The following is an 18327-nucleotide window of genomic DNA, read 5'->3' on the forward strand; positions in this document are numbered from 1 at the left end:
TTTTCTAGTCGGCCGCGGGAACCGCGCCGGCCGGTACGATCTGGCCGTCGACCAGTTCGATGGTGCGATCGCAGCCGCGCGCGATCTCCAGGCTGTGGGTGACGATTAGGAAGCTGGTGCCGCTCTTTCGGTTGACCTCCCGCATCATCTCGAAGACCCCTTCGGCGGACTTGGTGTCGAGGTTTCCGGTCGGCTCGTCGGCCAGCACCAGCGCCGGCTCCATGGCCAGCGCCCGCGCCACGGCAACGCGCTGCTGCTGGCCGCCCGACAGGGCGTTGGCGGGATGATTCTGCCATTGCTCCAGCCCGAGAGCGACGAGCAGGTCGAGGGCGCGCTTCTTCATGGTCGCGTCGGGGAAACCGCGTTCCACCAGCAGGGGCATCATCACGTTCTCCAGGGCTGTGAAGGCCGTGATCAGGAGATGATGCTGGAAGACGAAGCCGATGCTGCGGCCGCGCAACCGGGTGAGGTCACGGTCGTCGAGCGAGCCGGTCTCGTGTCCCTCGATGAACAGGTTTCCCGAGGTCGGCCGGTCGAGCAGGCCCATGATGTTCAGCAGCGTGCTCTTGCCCGAGCCGGAGGGTCCGATCAGGGCCGCGAACTCGCCGCGACCCAGCGTCAGGTCGATGCCATGCAGGATCTCGGTCTCGTTTGGACGGCCGACATTGTAGGACTTTCGCACCTTCTCCAGGCGCAGGACGTCGTCAGCCACGAATCGCCACCACCGGGTCGAGGCGGGACGCGCGCAGCGCCGGCGCCATTGCCGCCAGCACGCCGGTCAGCGTCGCGAGAAGGGCGGCGGCGACGAACAGCGAGCGTTCGAGGACAAGGGGAATCAGTTCACTCCCGTCGGCCTGGCGCACATGGTCGTGGAAGACGAGCAAACCGCCGGCGCCCAGAGCCGAGCCGACGACGGCACCGATCAGGCCGATCAGCGCACCCTGGATGAGGAAGATCCGCAGCGTCTGGCCGCGCGACGTGCCCATCGCCCGCAGGATACCGATGTCCTTGGAGCGCTGGATGACCGACACGACGAGGACACTGGCGATGCCGAGCGCCACCGAGAGCGCCACGAACAGGCGGATCACGCCGCTCGACAGGCTCTGTGCCTGCACCGCCGAGAAGAATTGCGCGTTGGTGGCGATCCAGCTGTACGCGGCGGCGCCGGTCATCGGCTGGAGGCGGCGGGCGACGGTCTCGGCGGCATAGACGTCGGCGATCGTGAGTTCGATGCTGGTCACGCCGCCGATCAGGTCGAGCAGGCTCTGGGCGGTGCGCAGGGGAACGTAGACGTAGCGTTCGTTCACTTGCCGATTCCCGAGATCGAAGATGCCGGTGACGGTGAGCGCGCCGCTGGTCCGTGCGCCCGCCGTGAGCGTCAGGCGATCGCCCACGCCGATGCCGAGATAGCGGGCGAGTTCGGTGCCGATGACGATGTCCCGGCTGCTGAGACGCACCGTCCCGGCCACGATGTTGTCCGGCAGCCGGACGATGCGGAAGTAGCTGTCGGGCTCGATGCCGACGATGCTGACGGCGCGGGTCGCGTCGCCGCGCACGGCCAGCGCCGATCCGGCGGCGACCGGCGACACGGCGACGACGGCAGGGTCGTCCTGCAGCACCCGCATGAGCGCCTGCCATTGGTCGATCGATCGGACGCGCTGCAGGGGCATTTGCACGATCGCCAGTTCGAGGTCCTTGCCGCCCAGTCTCAACGGCCGGGCGACCTCGTCGCGCGGCTGCAGCGTGATGTGCGCCTGGGCGCTCAGGACGCGCTTGGTGAGATTGGCCTGCAGGCCGGTCAGCAACGCCGACATGAAGACGATCACGGCAATGCCCACCGAAACGCCCGATATGATGAACAGGGTCTGCATGCGGCCCTCGCGCAGGAAGCGGAGCGCCGCGATCCATTCGAACGGCAGCCATCTATTCACGCGCGGCCGCCCGTATCCGCTGGCCGTCGGCAACGGTGGCATCCGGCCCGACCACGCGGTCTCCTGCCGAAAGGCCTTCGGCGATCTCGATCACCCTGCCGCCGCGCAGGCCGATCTTCACGGCCTGACGTCGCGCACGGCCGCCGTCGAGCTTGAGCACCCAGGGCGCCGCTCCTTCGAGGTCGCGCACGTAACGCAGCGGCAGGACCACGGCGTCCTTCTTGCGCGCCACCTCGATATCGACCGAGACGGTCATGTCCTCGCGCAGGTAGGCGGGGGCGTCGGCCGGCGCCACGCGCAGCTTCACCTCCATCGACCCGCGCTGCAGGTTCACGGCGGGGCTGACGTAGACGACCTCGGCGGGAAAGGTCTTGTCGGGATAGGCCTCTGCGGATGCCAGCGCCTTGTTCGCCAGCGCAATCAGGCCGAGGTTCTTCTCGTCGATCTGCACCACCAGCTGAATTTCACCGGCCGGCGACAGGTTCATCAATATGCGTCCGGGCTGGACCAGGTCGCCGCGCTCCACGTCACGGAAGATCAGCGTGCCGTCGCGGGGGGCCAGTATCCGCGCATAGGACAGCCGCGCCTGGGCAGACCGAAGGTTCGCTTCGGCCCGCGCCACCTCGTTCTGGGCGAACTGGTATTCCGTGCCGCCGGGCTGGTTGATCGCGACCACCAGCCGGGCCGCGCGGACGCGGGTTTTCGCGACGTCGAGATCGCGCTGATCGGTGTCGAGCTGGGAGGTTGTGGCGAAATGCCCCTCCTGGAGCTGTTTTGTGCGGTCGAAGGTCTTCTGGGCGTTGAGCAGGTTGGCTTCCGCCTGGCCGAGGGCCTCCTGCGCAGTCGGCAGGGTGCTTTGCTCGATCTGCCGGAAGCGGGATTGCGCGGAGGACAGCGCGCCTTCTGCCTGATCGACGACCGCGTGAAGATCCTTGTCGTCCAGGAGGATCAGCAGGTCTCCCTCCTTGACGGCCTGGCCTTCCTCGACGGGAACGCTGGCGACCACGCCGGTCAACTGCGCCCCGATGTCGACGCGATACCGGGATTCGACATGTCCGACCGCGACCACGGTCTGGACGATGTCGCGACGGGCGACCGCTTCGACCGCGATCACGGGACCGAACAACAGCGTCGGACCGAAAGTCGCCAGCACGGCGATCACGCCAAGGCCGGCCAGGAGCCGCCATCGCCACTTCCATAGGGAGCCGAGCGCGGCTTTGGCCGTCATGTTGACCGTACGTTGTAAAAAGACCTGATATGACCCGGGTCGGGTCTACGCCTTGATTTCGATCAAGGATCGCGCCGGTTGGGCGCAGCCAGTGACATCTTACGCTTCACCAACGATCCGAAGAAACTTGTCCATTCGCGCTGCAACAGGCTCGCGAGCGACGTGCGGGTTTGGCAAAGTCGCACCATGTCCTCTCCCAATCCGCTCCATCTCGCCCAGCCGCTCACCCTGCCCAACGGCATCGTCCTCAAGAACCGCATCGGCAAGGCGCCGCTCACCGAGGGGCTGGCCGATGCGCTGAACCGCGCCACCGAGCGCCATGTCCGGCTCTACGGACGATGGGCGGCGGGAGGGGCGGCCGTGGTCGTCACCGGCAACGTGCAGATCGACCGGCGCTATCTCGAACGCCCGGGCAATGTGGTGATCGATGGCAATGGCGGGCTCGACGCGTTGCGTGCCTATGCGCAGGCCGGCACCGCCAACGGCACGCAGCTCTGGATGCAGATCAACCATCCCGGTCGCCAGGCGCCGCGCCGCGTCTGCGAGCAACCCGTGGCCCCCTCGGCGGTGCCGCTGGCGTTGCCCGAGAGCGCCTTCGCCCACCCGCGCGCCATGACGGCCGACGAGGTGGCCGACGTGCCGCGCCGCTTTGCCGAAGCCGCCCGCATCGCTCGCGAGGCGGGCTTCACCGGCGTGCAGGTCCATGCCGCGCACGGCTACCTGCTAAGCCAGTTCCTGACGCCGCTGGTCAACAGGCGCGAAGATCGCTGGGGCGGCGATATCGCGTCGCGCGCCTCGCTGCTGCTCGAGGTGGTGCGCGCGGTGCGAACGGCGACGGCGCCGGATTTCTGCATCTCCGTGAAGCTCAACTCGTCGGACTTCCAGCAGGGCGGCTTCTCCAACGAGGAGTGCCTGATGGTCGTGAAGTGGCTGGGCGAGGCCTCGGTCGACCTGATCGAGATCTCCGGCGGCAACTACGAGAAGCCGGCGATGATGGGCAGCGGTGCGAAGGAAAGCACGGTGCGCCGGGAGGCCTATTTCCTCGACTATGCACGGTTGATCAAGCAGGCGGCGACGGTGCCGGTCATGCTCACCGGTGGCTTCCGCACGCTCGCCGCGATGGAGGCGGCGCTGGAAGAGGGGGCGTGCGACATGATCGGGCTCGGCCGGCCGATGTGCGTCGACACCGACCTGCCGAATCGGCTTTTGAATGGCGACACAGACCGTGCCGAGGCCTACGAGGAGCGCATCGTTCCCGCCAAGGCCGGACTCGGCTGGTTCTGCCTGCAGCTCATCGCGCACGGCGACGGACGCGAACCCGATCGCGCGCTGACCGGAGACGATGCGATCCGGGGCTATGTCGAAAACGAGGAGAAGACCGCCGCGGCGTTGCAGGGGCGCCAGGGTCGTTCCGACTGAGGCGGAATTATGTCGGAACCACCTGAATCAGGCGCCGCCCCTCCCGCCTCATCTATTTCGTTTATTTCGTTTATTTCGTTTATTTCGTTTGTTTCGTTTATTCGCCCAGACTCCGACTTTTTCAACGGCCTGCCAAAGGTATCGCCTATTTGGCGAATTCCTCGGCGGCAATGGCAAAGTTCAGGTTCTGCGCATCCTTGCGCATCCAGGTCGTAACGCCCATGAGTTGGCCTTGGGCATCGAACAGGCCGCCGCCGGAGGATCCGCGCGAGATGGGGGCGGAGGTCTGCAGCAGGCGTTCGCCGTCGATCACGCGCTTGGCCGAGACAATGCCTTCGGCAATGGTCAGTTCCAGACCCTGGGGCGCGCCGATGGAAAAGGCTCTTTCCCCGACCTTGATGTCCGCATAGGGACGAACCCGGACCCATTTGGGAAGGGGAGAGTCGCTGGTGAGGATGCAGCGATCCGCCTTTGGGTTAGCCGACGTAAGCGAGGCGTTCTGCTTTCGTCCGTCGCGCTCGAGTGTCGCGCGCACGTTCGAGTCCAGCACATGGCAGTTCGTCACCACCTCCCGGTCGCTGATGGCCACGGCCGAGCCTTGCTTCTGCCCGGTGCGCACGACGTACACCGTCTCGGAAGCGCGCTCGAAGACTTCGCGGGGCTTCAATTCGGTCCCATCGAAGAGAGTCAGTCGGATGGTGGCGGTCTTGCCGGCCTTGTCGACCGCGACGGTCGGCGCGCGTGGGGGTGCCGGCTCAGGCTCCGGTATCTGCGGCGTCAACGGCGGCGGTGGGGACGGTCCGGTCGACGCCGCGGCGTAGCCGGGAGGAGCCGGCGGGAAGACGATCCGGGGAGATGGCTGTGCCTGGCCATTGAGGGTCGGCTTCAGGGAAAGGCTGTTGGCAACGGCGACGAACATGAAGCCAAGAGCCTCGGCTTGCGAGGCATGAACACTCACGATGACTCTGACGATCGCCTGATCGCGGCACTGGGCGCGCGTGTAGAAGCGGTGCTCGCCGCGCCGTCCGGCGATCACGAACCAGTCGTCCCTGCGGGCCTGGTAGGTGACCTCCCGATCGGGTGCCGAACTGGACAGCAGGCCCTTGAACATGTCGTCCATCGACGCGCAGGCCGCCTTGCGGGGGATGACCGTTACGGTGTGGCCGAAGGCGCCTGACGCCTCGTACCACCAATCGCCCTGGGACCGGGTGGGCGGCCGCGGGGTGGAAAACTTCGTCGGGATGCCGACCGAGAAGCCAATGGCGTCGTCGACCAGCAAGGCCCAGCCATGGGAGTCCCGAGCTTTCAGGCCTTCCGTGACCAGATCCATTGTCTGTGAGGCGGTCAGCGTACCAGTAGCCTGAAGGCCCTTCGATGCCTGCCATCCCGAGATGGTCCGCCGGGTGTAAGGACCTGAATCGCCGTCGACCATGGCACCGTAGTGGCGCGTCCAGACAAGGGCGTTCTGGACATCCGTCGTCGTGATGGCACCCGGGGGAATGGGCCCCGACCATTTGTACCGGAAGACGCCGCCTGGCGTCTGCGCGTTCTGCGCCTGTGCAGGCAGAAGACCCATCAGCAGAAGCAGGGCGATCGCAAGGGTCGCGGGGCGTAAGCACCTAGGAAAAGCAGAAACCACGAAGCATGCCGGCGAAAGACTTTCCTACGATGGTCATGAACAGAACCATGCTATCGCCACGACGGGAAGAGGCAAAGTCGGCCGGCAACCCAGTGGTTTGTCAGGACGGAGAGCCGCCGCCGCGGGAGACGGCCTGGCCGCGTTCGTACCAGCCCTTGCTCGCATTCACGATCTTCACCACCGAAAGCATGACCGGCACTTCGATGAGGACACCGACCACGGTGGCCAGTGCGGCGCCCGACGAGAAGCCGAAGATGCCGATGGCCGCCGCGACCGCCAGTTCGAAGAAGTTGCTGGCGCCGATCAGCGCCGAGGGGGCGGCCACGCAATGCTGCTCGCCGGCCGACCGGTTCAGCAGATAGGCAAGGCCCGAGTTGAAGTAGACCTGGATCAGGATCGGCACGGCAAGGAGCGCGATGATCAGCGGCTGCGCGATGATCTGCTCGCCCTGGAAGCCGAACAGCAGGACGAGCGTCGCCAGCAGGGCGACCAGCGACAGCGGCTGCAAGCGCGCCAGCAGAGCGGCAAGAGCTTGCGGGCCGCCGCGTGCAAGGGCCGCCCGGCGCACGAGTTGCGCCAGCACCACCGGCACGAGGATGTAGAGGGCGACCGAGAACAGCAGCGTCTGCCACGGCACGACGATCGCCGAGAGGCCGAGCAGCAACCCCACGATGGGGGCGAAGGCGAAGAGCATGATCGCGTCGTTCAACGCCACCTGCGTGAGCGTGAAGTCGGGCTCGCCGTCGCAGAGATTGCTCCACACGAACACCATCGCGGTACAGGGCGCGGCCGCCAGCAGGATGAGGCCGGCGATGTAGCTGTCGACCTGGTCGGCCGGCAGCCACGGCCTGAACAGCCAACCGATGAACAGCCAGCCGAGGGCGGCCATCGAGAAGGGCTTCACCGCCCAGTTGATGAACAGCGTCACCCCGATGCCGCGCCAGTGCCGCCGCACCTCGGCGATGGCGGCGAAGTCGACCTTGATCAGCATCGGGATGATCATCAGCCAGATCAGCGCCGCCACCGGCAGGTTGACGTGCGCCACCTCCGCCGCCCCGACGGCATGGAAGAGGGCTGGGAAAAAATGCCCCAGCGCGATTCCGACGACGATGCACAGGGCGACCCACAGGGTCAGGTAACGCTCAAAAAGGGACATGCGGGTCGTCTCCGGATCGATCTGTCGAGGCTGGGCCATCGACTCATGACAGCCAGCCGAGTAATACGTATGTCACATTTTTGGATTATTCGAGAACAATGGAAGCGTCGGACGCTGCTGCCGGATTCAGTGCCCTTTCCCAGGAAACCCGCCTCAACCTGATGCGGATTCTGGCGACCAAGGGCGCTTCCGGCATGGCAGCCGGCGAAATCGCCAGCGCCTTGGGGCAGCTGCCCTCGACGCTGTCGTTCCATCTGGCCGCTCTCGAACAGTCCGGCCTCGTCCAGTCCACCCGGCAGGGCCGCAACATCATCTACGCGGTCCGATTCGCCGGTTTGCGCGCGCTCTTCAACTTCCTGACGGAGACGTGCTGTGGCGGACGACCGGACCTCTGTGGCGACCTGGCGCGACTCCTCCCCGAGGATCAACCCGAGGTTCACATGACTCCCGCCTTCAACGTCCTGTTCCTGTGCACGCACAATTCCGCCCGTTCGATCATGGCCGAGGCGATCCTCGAGCAGGTGGGGAAGGGCAAGTTCAACGCCTACTCCGCGGGTTCCGATCCGGCGGGACAGCCGATGCCGGAGGTGCTCGCCAAGCTTCGCGCCCTCGGTCACGACGTCGAGCGACTGCGCTGCAAGTCGTGGGACGAGTTCACCGGACCGAACGCCCCGCGCATGGATTTCGTCATCACGCTCTGTGACGTCCTGCAGGGCCAGCAGTGCCCCGACTTCGGCGAGCGGCCGGTCACGGGCGCCTGGCCGCTGCCCGATCCCGCCAAGTTCATGGGATCGGAGGTGGAGCGCGCCACCATGATCAACGAACTCTACGGCATGATTCGCCGGCGCCTCGAGATCTTCGTCAACCTTCCCTATGCGTCGCTCGACCGGATGGCGCTGAAGAAGCGTCTCGACGAGATCGGCGTTTCCGCCCACGCACCGGCGTAAGCAGGCAGGACAGGCAATGAAAGTCGGAATCAACGGCATGGGGCGGATGGGGCGCCTCGCCCTGCGAGCCGCGTTCGGCGGCGTGCCGCGTCCGGTCGACGATCCGCGGCGCGACAATCGCCTCGAGATCGTACACCTGAACGAAATCAAGGGAGGTGCGGCGGCGACGGCGCATCTTCTCGAGTTCGACAGCATGCACGGCCGCTGGCACACCTCCTTCGAACTCGACGGCGAGCGTGGCATGGCGGTCGGCGGCACCTATCTGGGCTTCAGCGCCGCCGCGTCGCCGGGAGATGTCGCCTGGGGCGACCTCGGCTGCGAGGTGGTGCTCGAATGCACCGGCAAGTTCCTGAAGCCGGAGCAGCTGCAGGCCTACTTCGATCGCGGCGTGAAGAAGGTGATCGTCGCGGCGCCGGTCAAGGACGAGCGGGCGCTCAACATCGTGGTCGGCGTAAACGACCATCTCTACGAGCCCGGCCGTCATCATCTCCTGACGGCGGCCTCCTGCACCACCAACTGCCTCGCACCCGTGGTCAAGGTCGTGCACGAGTCGATCGGCATCCGGCATGGCCAGATCACGACGATTCATGCCCCGACCAACACCAACGTCGTCGTCGACGCCCCGCACAAGGACCTGCGCCGGGCGCGCTCGGCGATGTTGTCGCTGCAACCAACGACGACCGGCAGCGCCACGGCGATCACGGTCATCTATCCCGAACTCAAAGGGAAGCTTAACGGCCACGCCGTCCGCGCGCCGGTCCTCAACGCCAGCCTCACCGACTGTGTGTTCGAACTGAAGCGCTCGACCACGGAAGCCGAGGTCAACGCGCTCTTTCAGGAGGCGGCCAGGGGGCCGCTGGCCGGCATCCTGGGCTACGAGACGCGGCCCCTCGTGTCGGCCGACTATTGCAACGACACGCGCAGCTCGATCGTCGATGCCCTCAGCACCATGGTGACGGACGGCACGCTGCTCAAGGTCTATGCCTGGTACGACAACGAGGTCGGCTATGTTTGCCGCATGGTCGATCTCGCCCGGATGGTGATCGACGCGGACGCGTGATGGGAACGAAGGCGCGCGACTATCTGATCGTCACCGCGTCGTACTGGGGCTTCACCCTGGTCGACGGCGCGCTGCGCATGCTCGTGCTGCTGCACTTCTTCGGGCTCGGCTACTCGCCGTTCACGCTCGCCTTCCTGTTCCTGCTCTATGAGTTCGCCGGCATCGTCGCCAATCTCGCCGGCGGCTGGCTGGCCACGCGCTTCGGCATCCCGCGCATGATGATGACCGGCCAGCTGCTGCAGATTGCGAGCCTGTTCCTGCTGTCGGCGCTCGATCCGGCGTGGAGCTCCATCCTCTCCGTTGCCTGGGTCGTCGTGGCGCAGGGCCTGGCCGGGCTCGCCAAGGACTTCACCAAGACCGCCTCCAAGTCGGCCATCAAGGCGACGGCGGGCGAGGGCGCGGGTCGTCTCTTCAAGTGGGTGGCCTGGTTCACCGGCTCGAAGAACGCCATGAAGGGCCTGGGCTTCTTCGTAGGCGGCCTGCTGCTCGAGGCGGTCGGGTTCCGCGCGGCACTCTGGCTGATGGCGGGCGCGCTGCTCCTCGTTCTCCTCGCCGGGCTGCTGCTGCTGCCGCGCGACCTCGGCAAGGCGAAGGCCTCGAAGACGATGCGCGAACTGTTCGCCAAGTCGGCGGGCGTCAATCTTCTGGCGGCCGCGCGCGTCTTCATGTTCGGGGCGCGCGACGTGTGGTTCGTCGTCGGCCTGCCGGTGTTCCTCTACGCCTCGGGCTGGCGCTTCGTGGAGGTGGGTGCGTTCCTCGCCGCCTGGACGATCGCCTATGGCGGGGTGCAGGCCGTCGCCCCGGCGCTGGTGCCGCGCAGCGCCGACGGGCTCAGCCGTGAAGTACCGGGCGCGCGCCTGTGGGCGGGCCTCCTGCTTGCCGTGCCGCTGGCGATCGCGTTCGTCCTGAACAGTCCGCTCGACCTGCGACCCGATCTCGTCGTCGTGGTGGGACTGGCGCTCTTTGCATTGCCGTTCGCCGTCAACTCGTCACTGCATTCTTACCTGATCCTGGCCTATGCCGGGTCGGAGAAGGCGGCCGAGGACGTGGGGTTCTATTACGCCGCCAATGCCTGCGGTCGCCTCGCCGGGACACTCCTCTCCGGACTCTTCTACCAGTGGGGCGGCATCGGCTTCTGCCTCGGCGGCTCGGCGGCGATGCTGCTGGCCTGCTGGATCATCACCTTCCTGCTGCCGTCCCGCTGGGGCGAAGTCCGGACCGTCGGGCGCGCGGCCTGAGCCGGTCGAACCGGCGCTGCCTTGCGCTGGCGCAAGGCGAGACGGTTGGCATCCTGCCACCTTCACGCCCCACAGGCCGCCCGTGCCCGGAGTGAAGACATGCCATCCAGTATCCCGCTCGGACTCCTCGCGGCGCCCACGCGCCACCTGTTCTTCACCGGCAAGGGCGGTGTCGGGAAAACGACGCTGGCCTGCGCCACGGCCCTCGCGCTCGCCGATCGCGGCAGATCGGTTCTGCTGATCAGCACCGACCCGGCGTCGAACCTCGATGAGATGTTCGCCACGACGCTGTCGAACGCGCCGCAGCCGGTACCCGGCGTGCCCGGCCTGTCGGCGATGAACATCGATCCGGAAGCCGCGGCGGAAGCCTATCGGCTGCGCGTTCTGGAACAGCTCGGTGCGGTGGCCACCGAGGCCGAACGTGCCGCGGTACGCGAACAGCTGTCCGGCGCCTGCACGACGGAGATCGCCGCCTTCGACGAGTTCGTCGGCCTGCTGGCGACCCGCGCCGAGGCGTTCGATCACGTCGTGTTCGACACCGCGCCCACCGGCCACACGCTGCGCCTGCTCAGCCTGCCCCGGGCCTGGACCGGGTTCCTGAAGGGAAACGACCGCGGTGCCTCGTGCCTCGGCCCGCATTCCGGCCTCAAGATGCAGGAAGAGCGATTCCAGGCCGCGCTCGCCACCCTGGGCGACGCGCAGAGCACGACCATCGTGCTGGTCAGTCGGCCCGATCGCGGCGCCATGCGCGAGGCGGCGCGGACCAGCGCCGAGCTTCGGGCGCTGGGGCTCGCCAACCAGTACCTCGCGATCAACGGAGTCTTTGCGGCGACGGACCCCGGTGATGCGGTCGCGCGATCGATTGAGGCGCTCGGGCGTCAGGTCCTCGACGACCTGCCGGAATCCCTTCGCACGCTGCCGCAGGACCGGATACCGCTGCGGTCTTTCGACATGGTCGGACTGGATGCGCTTCGACAGGTGCTGGGCGGCGAGCCGGAGCGTCCCGTCGATGCCGTCGCGGACGACACACCGGCGGCGCCCGCAATTCCCGGGCTGGGCCGGCTGGTCGACGAACTCGCATCGGCGGGCCGTGGGCTGATCATGGTCATGGGCAAGGGCGGCGTCGGAAAGACCACCATCGCTGCCGCGCTGGCGGTGGGCCTGGTGAAGCGTGGACACGGCGTTCACCTCAGCACCACCGACCCAGCCGCCCATGTCGCGTCGACGCTCGGTGCGACGATGGACGGCCTCCGGGTCGATCGTATCGATCCCCGCGAGGAAACCCAGCGCTACATCGCCAAGGTCATGGCTTCCCGCGCCGCGGATCTCGACGAGGCGGGCCTGGCCTTGCTGCGCGAGGACCTCGCTTCGCCCTGCACGGAGGAAGTCGCAGTCTTCCATGCCTTCTCGCGCATCGTGATGGAGGCCCGCAGCGCCTTCGTCGTGCTCGATACCGCGCCGACCGGCCACACGCTGCTGCTGATGGATGCCGCCGGCGCCTACCATCGCGAAATGACACGGAACATCGGCACCCACGCCCAGGGCCGGGTCGTGACGCCGCTGATGAGGCTGCAGGATCCCGACTACTCGCGCATCATCCTGGTCTCGCTCCCGGAGACCACACCGGTATCGGAGGCCGCCGCGCTGCAGGATGATCTGCGTCGTGCGCACATCGAGCCCTATGCCTGGGTCATCAATCGAAGCCTGTTGGGAAGCGGCACGCACGATCCATTGCTCGTCAGGCGTCTGCGCGGCGAGCGCGCGCAGATCGCGAGGGTCCAGCAGGGACTCGCCCGACGACTCTACATGCTCCCCTGGCAGGCAAGCCCGCCCGAAGGGCTCGCGGCGCTGGCAAGCGTGGTGGTCTAGCGGCCTGTCGAGGACCTTCCCCCCAGAAGGATGATCTGGATCAACGACGCCTGCCCGGCGATCGGCTGTCATGCCGATCATCGCCATCCCTTGACCTCATGGAGTCTCCATGACGACAGTCGTTTTCCGCGTTCCGCTCGTGGCCTCGCACGACTACGACGTCCTTCGGGAACTCGTCCGCGAGGCCCCGGCCACTCACCATGCATGGGCAGAGCTGTACCGAAGGCGTACTGCCGAAGAACGCCACGCGGGCCACGTCATCCACGAAATCCACGTCGACCCGCACCGGTTCGCCGATCATGCCCGCCGCAACGGATACGAGACGAGCCTGGCGACACTGGGGCGCTTCCTCGAAGACATCGATCCGCACCGGGGCGACCCGACACCCGCGACGACAGGATGAGATGCCTCCGGGAGACAATGGTATTTCTATATTTCTGGAAATACGGTTGACTCGTGCCAACTACACCCTATGTTTCACTCATGAAGCTCGACGATGCCGCTGCCCGTCTCGAAGCGCTGGGCAATCCGACCCGGTTGAAGATCTATCGTGCCTTGGTGCGCGCCGGTGCCGAGGGGATGGCGGTTGGCCGCCTGCAGACCAAGCTCGACGTCGCGGCCTCGACCCTGTCGCATCACATCAAGTCACTGGTGATCGTCGGCCTCGTCACGCAGGTGCGGGAAGGCGCGACCCTGGTCTGCCACGCCAACTATGAGCTGATGCACGATCTGCTCGCCTACCTGGCCGAGGAATGCTGTGCCGATGGCGTGCACCCAGCCGCGGAGAGGACGTGCGTCGCCTAGATGACGATTTTGTTGCGTCTGATCTTTCCAATATTCTAGAAGGATAGGAGAGTTAACGTGCCTGATTCAATCACCCCTCCGAAGAAGAAAGTCGCCGTGATCGGCGCCGGTCCCGTGGGCCTCGCAGCCGCGGCGCATCTTCTCGAACGCGGGCTGGAGCCCGTCGTGATCGAGGCCGGCCCGACGGTCGGCCATGCGGTGCGCCAGTGGAGCCATGTCCGCATGTTCTCGCCCTGGGAATACAATATCGACAAGGCTGCCGAACGGCTGCTGACCCAAGCGGGCTGGAACCGGCCGCAGCCGGACCACTATCCGACCGGCGCCGAGCTGGCCGAGCAGTATCTCGAGCCACTTGCCACCCGCACGCCGCTCAAGGACCACATCCGGACCCAGAGCCTGGTGACGGCGATCGGTCGCGTCGGCTTCGACAAGGTGAAGACGCGCGGCCGCGACGTCGCGCCCTTCGAGATTCGTTACCAGAACGGCAAGGGACCGGAGGTGCTGCGCGCCGACGCCGTCATCGACGCCACAGGCACCTGGTTTTCGCCCAATCCGGCGGGCGCCAACGGCCTGCCAGCGCTGGGTGAGCGCGAGACGCATGACCGCATCGCCTACGGCATGCCCGACGTGCTGGGCCGAGACCGGCCAAGCTATGCCGGCCGCTGCGTGGCCGTGCTGGGCGGTGGCCATTCCGCCGTCGGCACCTTGCTCGACCTCGCGAAACTGAAGGAGCAGGAGCCCGCCACGCAGATCGTCTGGCTGCTGCGCGGCGAGACTCCGGAGAAGTCGTTCGGCGGCGGCGCGGCCGACCAGCTCTCGGCGCGCGGCGCGCTGGGCACCGCCTTCGCCGCCCTCGTGGCGAGCGGCCGCGTCACGATCGAGAGCGGCTTCCGGGTCAATCGCATCGCGCGCGAGGGTGACGGGATCGTGGTCTCGGGCGCGGGCTGCCCCGGCCGCCACGTCGCGGTCGACGAGTTGGTGGTCTCGACCGGCTTCCGGCCCGACCTCGACTTTCTGCGCGAGATCCGGCTCTCGCTCTATCCGGCGCTGGAATGCCCGCCGGCGCTGGCGCCGCTGATCGATCCCAACGAACACAGCTGCGGCTCCGTGCGCCCGCATGGCGCGCGCGAGCTGGCGCAGCCCGAGGCGGGCTTCTACTTCGCCGGCATGAAGTCGTACGGACGCGCGCCGACCTTCCTGATGATGACGGGCTACGAGCAGGTCCGCTCGATCGCCGCCGAGCTGGCGGGCGACCATGACGCCGCCCGCCGCGTCGAGCTGCTGCTGCCCGAGACTGGTGTCTGCAACGGCGCGCCCGTATCGGCCGCGCCTGCGACGGCGGCGGGTTGCTGTCCGCCTGCCAAGCCGGCGCCCGCGGCCTCCGGCTGCTGCGCCGGTCCCAAAGCCTCCTGATGGATCGCCGCCGGCTTTCTACGATCATCGTACTGGGGACGGCGCAGACCCTGGCCTGGGGCTCGACCTACTATCTGCCAGCGGTGCTGGCGGACGAGATGGCGCGCGACATCGGCATCTCGACCAACCTGTTTTTCGGCACCTTCTCCGCGGCCCTGATCATCTCCGCGATGATCGGTCCGAAGGTCGGGCGGATGATCGATCGGGCCGGTGGCAACGGGGTGCTGTCGGCGTCGAGCCTCCTGTTCGCGGCGGCGCTGGTGCTGCTGTCGCAGGCTCATTCGTTCCTGCCCTTCGCCGCCGCCTGGACCCTGCTGGGCATCGGCATGGGACTTGGCCTGTACGACGCCGCGTTCGGCGCGCTGGGACGGCTCTACGGCAAGGATGCGCGTGGCGCGATCACCGGCATCACCCTGCTGGCGGGCTTCGCCAGCACCGTTGCCTGGCCGCTCACCGCCTGGGGGGCCGCCGGGATCGGCTGGCGCGAGACCTGCCTGTTGTGGGCCGCCGCGCATGTCGTGATCGGCCTTCCCTGCAATTCCCTGCTGCTGCCGCGCCCGACCGATCTCGCCGCCACCCTGAAGGCGGTCGACGAACCGGTGCCGTTCGATCGCACGATGGTGCTGCTGGCCATCGCCTTTTCGGGCGCGTGGATCGTCTCGTCGGGGATGGCGGCGCACTTCCCGCGCATCATGGAAGCGGCCGGCGCCACGCCCACGCAGGCCATTGCGGCCGGTGCCCTGATCGGGCCGGCCCAGGTGGCGGCGCGCATGCTCGAGGCCGGGCCGCTGCGACACCTGCATCCCCTGACCTCGGGCCGCCTCGCCACCACGACGCATCCCGTAGGCACTGTCCTTCTGCTCGGGTTGGGCGGCGGCTTCGCGGCCAGCATCTTCGCGGTGCTGCATGGGATGGGCAACGGCGTGATCACCATCGCGCGCGGCACGGTGCCCCTCGCGCTCTATGGCCCCAAGAGCTACGGCTATCGCTTGGGGCTTCTCGGCGCCCCGTCGCGCTTTCTGTCGGCCGGAGCGCCCTTCGCGTTCGCCCTCCTGATCGACTGGCTCGGCGCCGGGGTGCTGATCATCTCCTCCGCCCTCTGCCTCACGGCCTTCGCGGCCCTCTGGATGATCCCGGTGCCTGCAGTGCACACGAGCCATGCCGACTGACCGGACAGCTTCGGCATGGCGCGGCATGTTCGTCGCACTGGCTTCCCTGATTGGCGTCTTCGCCACCACGCCCGGCCAGACCGTCGGTGTCTCTGCCTTCATCGATCCGATCGCCTCGGACCTCGGACTCGACCGCGCGCACGTTCTGATGCTCTACAGCCTGGGGACCTTCCTGGGCATCCTCACGGCGCCCTTGATCGGCCGGCTGGTTGACCGCTTCGGTCCGCGGCGCCTGATCTTGCCGGTGGTCGCCGCGGTCGCGGCCGCTTGCGGCGTCATGAGCCTGACCGGCGATACCTGGTCGCTCGGCCTCGGCTTCCTCTTCCTGCGCGCTTCGGCCATTGCGGGATTGAGCCTTGTCACCATGCAGATGGTCAATCTCTGGTTCGACCGCTTTCGCGGGCGCATCACGGCGCTGGCGATGATGGGGCTGGCGCTGGGCGGCCTTGTCATTCCGCCGCTGGTCGAACCCATCATCCAGAGCGACGGCTGGCGAACGGCCTATCTGGTGCTGGCCGCCGGCGTGCTTGCGATCATGCTGCCCGTCGGTCTGGCATTCTATCGCAACAGACCCGAAGAGACCGGCAACGCCCGTGATTTCGGTCGGATGCGTACCGGCGGAGCCATGCCGGCAACCGGCTTCACTCTGGCCGAGAGCGTACGGACGGTCGCGTTCTGGTACTTCAGTTTCATCACCGTGCTCTCCAACGGTGTCGGCACTGCCCTCATGCTCGACCATGTTCGCGCCATGGGTGAGGCGGGCCTCGCGCGTGACAGCGCGATCCATCTGCTGGGCGCGATGACGTCGGCCCAGGCGATCGCCACGTTGGGCAGCGGCGCGCTCGTGGACCGCCTCGGGGCCCGGCCGGTCGGGCTTCTTGGCCTCGGTTTCCTCGCCTTTTCCGTCATCTGCCTGTGGACCAGTCCGGCGCTCGGGGGCGGGATTGCCTATGCGGTGACGCTGGGCGCCATGATCGGCACGTTGCAGATCGTCTATTCGGCCGGGCTCGCCGAGTCCTTCGGCCTCAAACACCTCGGCAGCATCCGCGGCACCCTGTTCGTGATCGGCGTGTCCGGCGCGGCAGCGGGACCGCTGGCGTTCCTGTGGTCCCCGTCCACGGCCTATGCGATTTTTCTGGGGTTTGCCGCCATTGCTGCCACACTTGGCTTCGTGGGCATACGGTCGGGAACCAACAAGACGTGACGGAGACGGGAAAGATGAAGTCCGGCGCCCGCCTGGTCGCGATCGTCTGCGCGGCGCAGATCTTCGTGCAGATCGGGGCGGGATTCTGGCCCGCGCTGCTGCCGCAGATGATGCAGCGCTGGAGCCTGTCGAACAGCGAGGCGGGCTGGATCACCGCGATCTTCTTCGGCGCCTACATGGTGGCGGTGCCGGTGCTGGTCACGCTCACCGACAAGATTGACGGCAAGCGGGTCTATCTGTTCGGCGTCGCCTGCACCGTCGCGGGCCACCTGATGTTCGGCCTGTTCGCCGAAGGCTTCTGGTCGGCCATGGCCACGCGCGCGCTGGCCGGCATCGGCTGGGCGGGCACCTATATGACCGGCCTCAAGCTGCTGGCCGACCAGGTCGATTCCAAGCTCATGTCGCGCGCCGTCACCGGCCATGCGGCCAGCATCGGCATCTCCGGCGCGGTCTCCTACCTGCTGGGCGACGTGCTGGCCGACCAGATCGGCTGGCGCGAGACCTTCGTCTTCTCCGCCGTCACCGCCGCGATCGCCTGGACGATGGTGGCATTGTCCGTGTCCTCGAAGCCGCCGGCACCGCGCACGAAGGCGCAGGGGGCGCTGTTCGATTTCAGGCCGGTCGTCCGCAATACCTCGGCCTTCGCCTATTCGGTCGTCTACTGCGTCCATACGCTGGAGATGAGCGCGCTGCGCGGCTGGGGCGTGGCCTTCCTCGCCTTCGTCGCGGGCAGCACCGGCGTCACCGAAGGCACGCTGTCGCCGGCGCTGGTGGTCACGGTGATGGCGCTGCTGGGCACCTTCGCCAGCGTTCTGGGCAACGAGGCCTCGATCCGCTTCGGCCGCCGCCGCCTCGTCGCCACGGCGATGATCCTGTCGATCGGCTTCGCCGCGATCGTGGGCTTCGCCGGCTCGACCAGCTACTGGCTGGCGGTGTTCCTGGTGATCACCTACGGCGTCGTGGTGTGGCTCGATTCCTCGTCGGTCACGGCGGGCGCGGCCGGCAACGCCGAGCCCGCGCGGCGCGGCGCCACGCTCGCGGTGCATTCGACCCTGGGCTATGCGGGCGGCTTCGTCGGGCCGTTGGTGGTGGGCTGGACGCTCGATCTCGCCGGAGGCATGTCGCCGATGGCCTGGGGCCTCGCCTTCCTCGTGGTCGGACTGCTGATGGTGGTGGCGCTGGCGGCGTTTCTCATGATGAAGCCCGCCAATCTCACGGGTGATCGAAGGGGTTGACGAGAGCGTGCGAGG

16 protein-coding genes are annotated in these 18327 nt (G+C 67.3%); 11 read left to right on the forward strand and 5 right to left on the reverse strand.

The genetic code is table 11. The features are described 5' to 3' along the window. Nucleotides 1-4: 4 nt before the first annotated feature. Genes Q7V45_RS20250 through Q7V45_RS20260 form a run of 3 tightly spaced genes read right to left on the reverse strand, consistent with a single transcriptional unit; the run spans nucleotide 5 to nucleotide 3093 of the window. Nucleotides 5-712, reverse strand: a complete 708-nt coding sequence (locus Q7V45_RS20250; protein ID WP_304855416.1) for an ABC transporter ATP-binding protein — start codon at nucleotides 710-712, stop codon at nucleotides 5-7. Beyond that, nucleotides 705-1931, reverse strand: coding sequence for an ABC transporter permease (locus Q7V45_RS20255; protein WP_304855418.1), 1227 nt, complete (start codon nucleotides 1929-1931; stop codon nucleotides 705-707). The genes Q7V45_RS20250 and Q7V45_RS20255 overlap by 8 nt, the downstream gene beginning before the upstream one ends. Continuing rightward, a complete protein-coding gene (locus Q7V45_RS20260) occupies nucleotides 1924-3093 on the reverse strand; it encodes an efflux RND transporter periplasmic adaptor subunit (protein ID WP_304855420.1) in 1170 nt (389 codons plus the stop codon). The genes Q7V45_RS20255 and Q7V45_RS20260 overlap by 8 nt, the downstream gene beginning before the upstream one ends. Nucleotides 3094-3345: 252 nt before the next feature. Between Q7V45_RS20260 and Q7V45_RS20265 the strand changes: the two genes are divergently transcribed. Beyond that, nucleotides 3346-4578: an NADH:flavin oxidoreductase/NADH oxidase family protein gene (locus tag Q7V45_RS20265; RefSeq protein WP_304855421.1), complete on the forward strand. Its 1233-nt coding sequence runs from the start codon at nucleotides 3346-3348 to the stop codon at nucleotides 4576-4578. A 145-nt stretch (nucleotides 4579-4723) separates the two neighbouring features. On the opposite strand, the gene Q7V45_RS20270 is transcribed toward Q7V45_RS20265, so the two are convergent. Together Q7V45_RS20270 and arsB are read right to left on the reverse strand one after the other, a co-directional pair. After that, entirely contained in the window at nucleotides 4724-6154 is a 1431-nt protein-coding gene (locus Q7V45_RS20270; protein WP_304855422.1) for a serine protease, read from the reverse strand. A 163-nt stretch (nucleotides 6155-6317) separates the two neighbouring features. After that, nucleotides 6318-7373 (reverse strand): ACR3 family arsenite efflux transporter, encoded by a 1056-nt coding sequence (gene arsB, locus Q7V45_RS20275; protein ID WP_304855423.1) that lies wholly within the window; start codon nucleotides 7371-7373, stop codon nucleotides 6318-6320. Nucleotides 7374-7471: 98 nt separating this feature from the next. Here arsB and Q7V45_RS20280 point away from each other — a divergent pair, with 98 nt between their 5' ends. The 10 genes from Q7V45_RS20280 to Q7V45_RS20325 all read left to right on the forward strand — a co-directional run bounded on the left by Q7V45_RS20280 (nucleotide 7472) and on the right by Q7V45_RS20325 (nucleotide 18312). Further along, complete coding sequence (locus tag Q7V45_RS20280) at nucleotides 7472-8320, forward strand: metalloregulator ArsR/SmtB family transcription factor (RefSeq protein WP_304855424.1); 849 nt, start codon at nucleotides 7472-7474, stop codon at nucleotides 8318-8320. 16 nt (nucleotides 8321-8336) lie between these two features. Next, nucleotides 8337-9380 carry an ArsJ-associated glyceraldehyde-3-phosphate dehydrogenase gene (locus Q7V45_RS20285; RefSeq protein WP_304855426.1) on the forward strand — a complete coding sequence of 348 codons (1044 nt, stop codon included), beginning with the start codon at nucleotides 8337-8339 and terminating at the stop codon, nucleotides 9378-9380. Further along, nucleotides 9380-10618: an organoarsenical effux MFS transporter ArsJ gene (gene arsJ, locus Q7V45_RS20290; RefSeq protein WP_304855428.1), complete on the forward strand. Its 1239-nt coding sequence runs from the start codon at nucleotides 9380-9382 to the stop codon at nucleotides 10616-10618. Before Q7V45_RS20285 ends, arsJ begins: the two co-directional genes overlap by 1 nt. 99 nt (nucleotides 10619-10717) lie before the next feature. Next, nucleotides 10718-12487 carry an arsenical pump-driving ATPase gene (gene arsA, locus Q7V45_RS20295; RefSeq protein ID WP_304855430.1) on the forward strand — a complete coding sequence of 590 codons (1770 nt, stop codon included), beginning with the start codon at nucleotides 10718-10720 and terminating at the stop codon, nucleotides 12485-12487. 109 nt (nucleotides 12488-12596) lie between these two features. Beyond that, the gene (locus Q7V45_RS20300) at nucleotides 12597-12890 is read left to right on the forward strand and encodes a hypothetical protein (RefSeq protein ID WP_304855431.1); all 294 of its coding nucleotides are present in this window, start codon (nucleotides 12597-12599) and stop codon (nucleotides 12888-12890) included. A gap of 80 nt (nucleotides 12891-12970) precedes the next feature. Beyond that, nucleotides 12971-13291: a helix-turn-helix transcriptional regulator gene (locus Q7V45_RS20305; RefSeq protein ID WP_304855433.1), complete on the forward strand. Its 321-nt coding sequence runs from the start codon at nucleotides 12971-12973 to the stop codon at nucleotides 13289-13291. Between the two features lie 57 nt (nucleotides 13292-13348). After that, a complete protein-coding gene (locus Q7V45_RS20310) occupies nucleotides 13349-14704 on the forward strand; it encodes an FAD-dependent oxidoreductase (RefSeq protein WP_304855434.1) in 1356 nt (451 codons plus the stop codon). Further along, complete coding sequence (locus Q7V45_RS20315) at nucleotides 14704-15873, forward strand: MFS transporter (protein ID WP_304855435.1); 1170 nt, start codon at nucleotides 14704-14706, stop codon at nucleotides 15871-15873. Before Q7V45_RS20310 ends, Q7V45_RS20315 begins: the two co-directional genes overlap by 1 nt. Nucleotides 15874-15898: 25 nt before the next feature. Further along, a complete protein-coding gene (locus Q7V45_RS20320; RefSeq protein WP_304855436.1) occupies nucleotides 15899-17077 on the forward strand; it encodes an MFS transporter in 1179 nt (392 codons plus the stop codon). Nucleotides 17078-17091: 14 nt separating this feature from the next. Next, nucleotides 17092-18312: a nitrate/nitrite transporter gene (locus Q7V45_RS20325; RefSeq protein WP_304855437.1), complete on the forward strand. Its 1221-nt coding sequence runs from the start codon at nucleotides 17092-17094 to the stop codon at nucleotides 18310-18312. Nucleotides 18313-18327: the final 15 nt, after the last annotated feature.

This window comes from Reyranella sp. (assembly GCF_030651995.1).
Taxonomy (GTDB): Bacteria; Pseudomonadota; Alphaproteobacteria; order Reyranellales; family Reyranellaceae; genus Reyranella.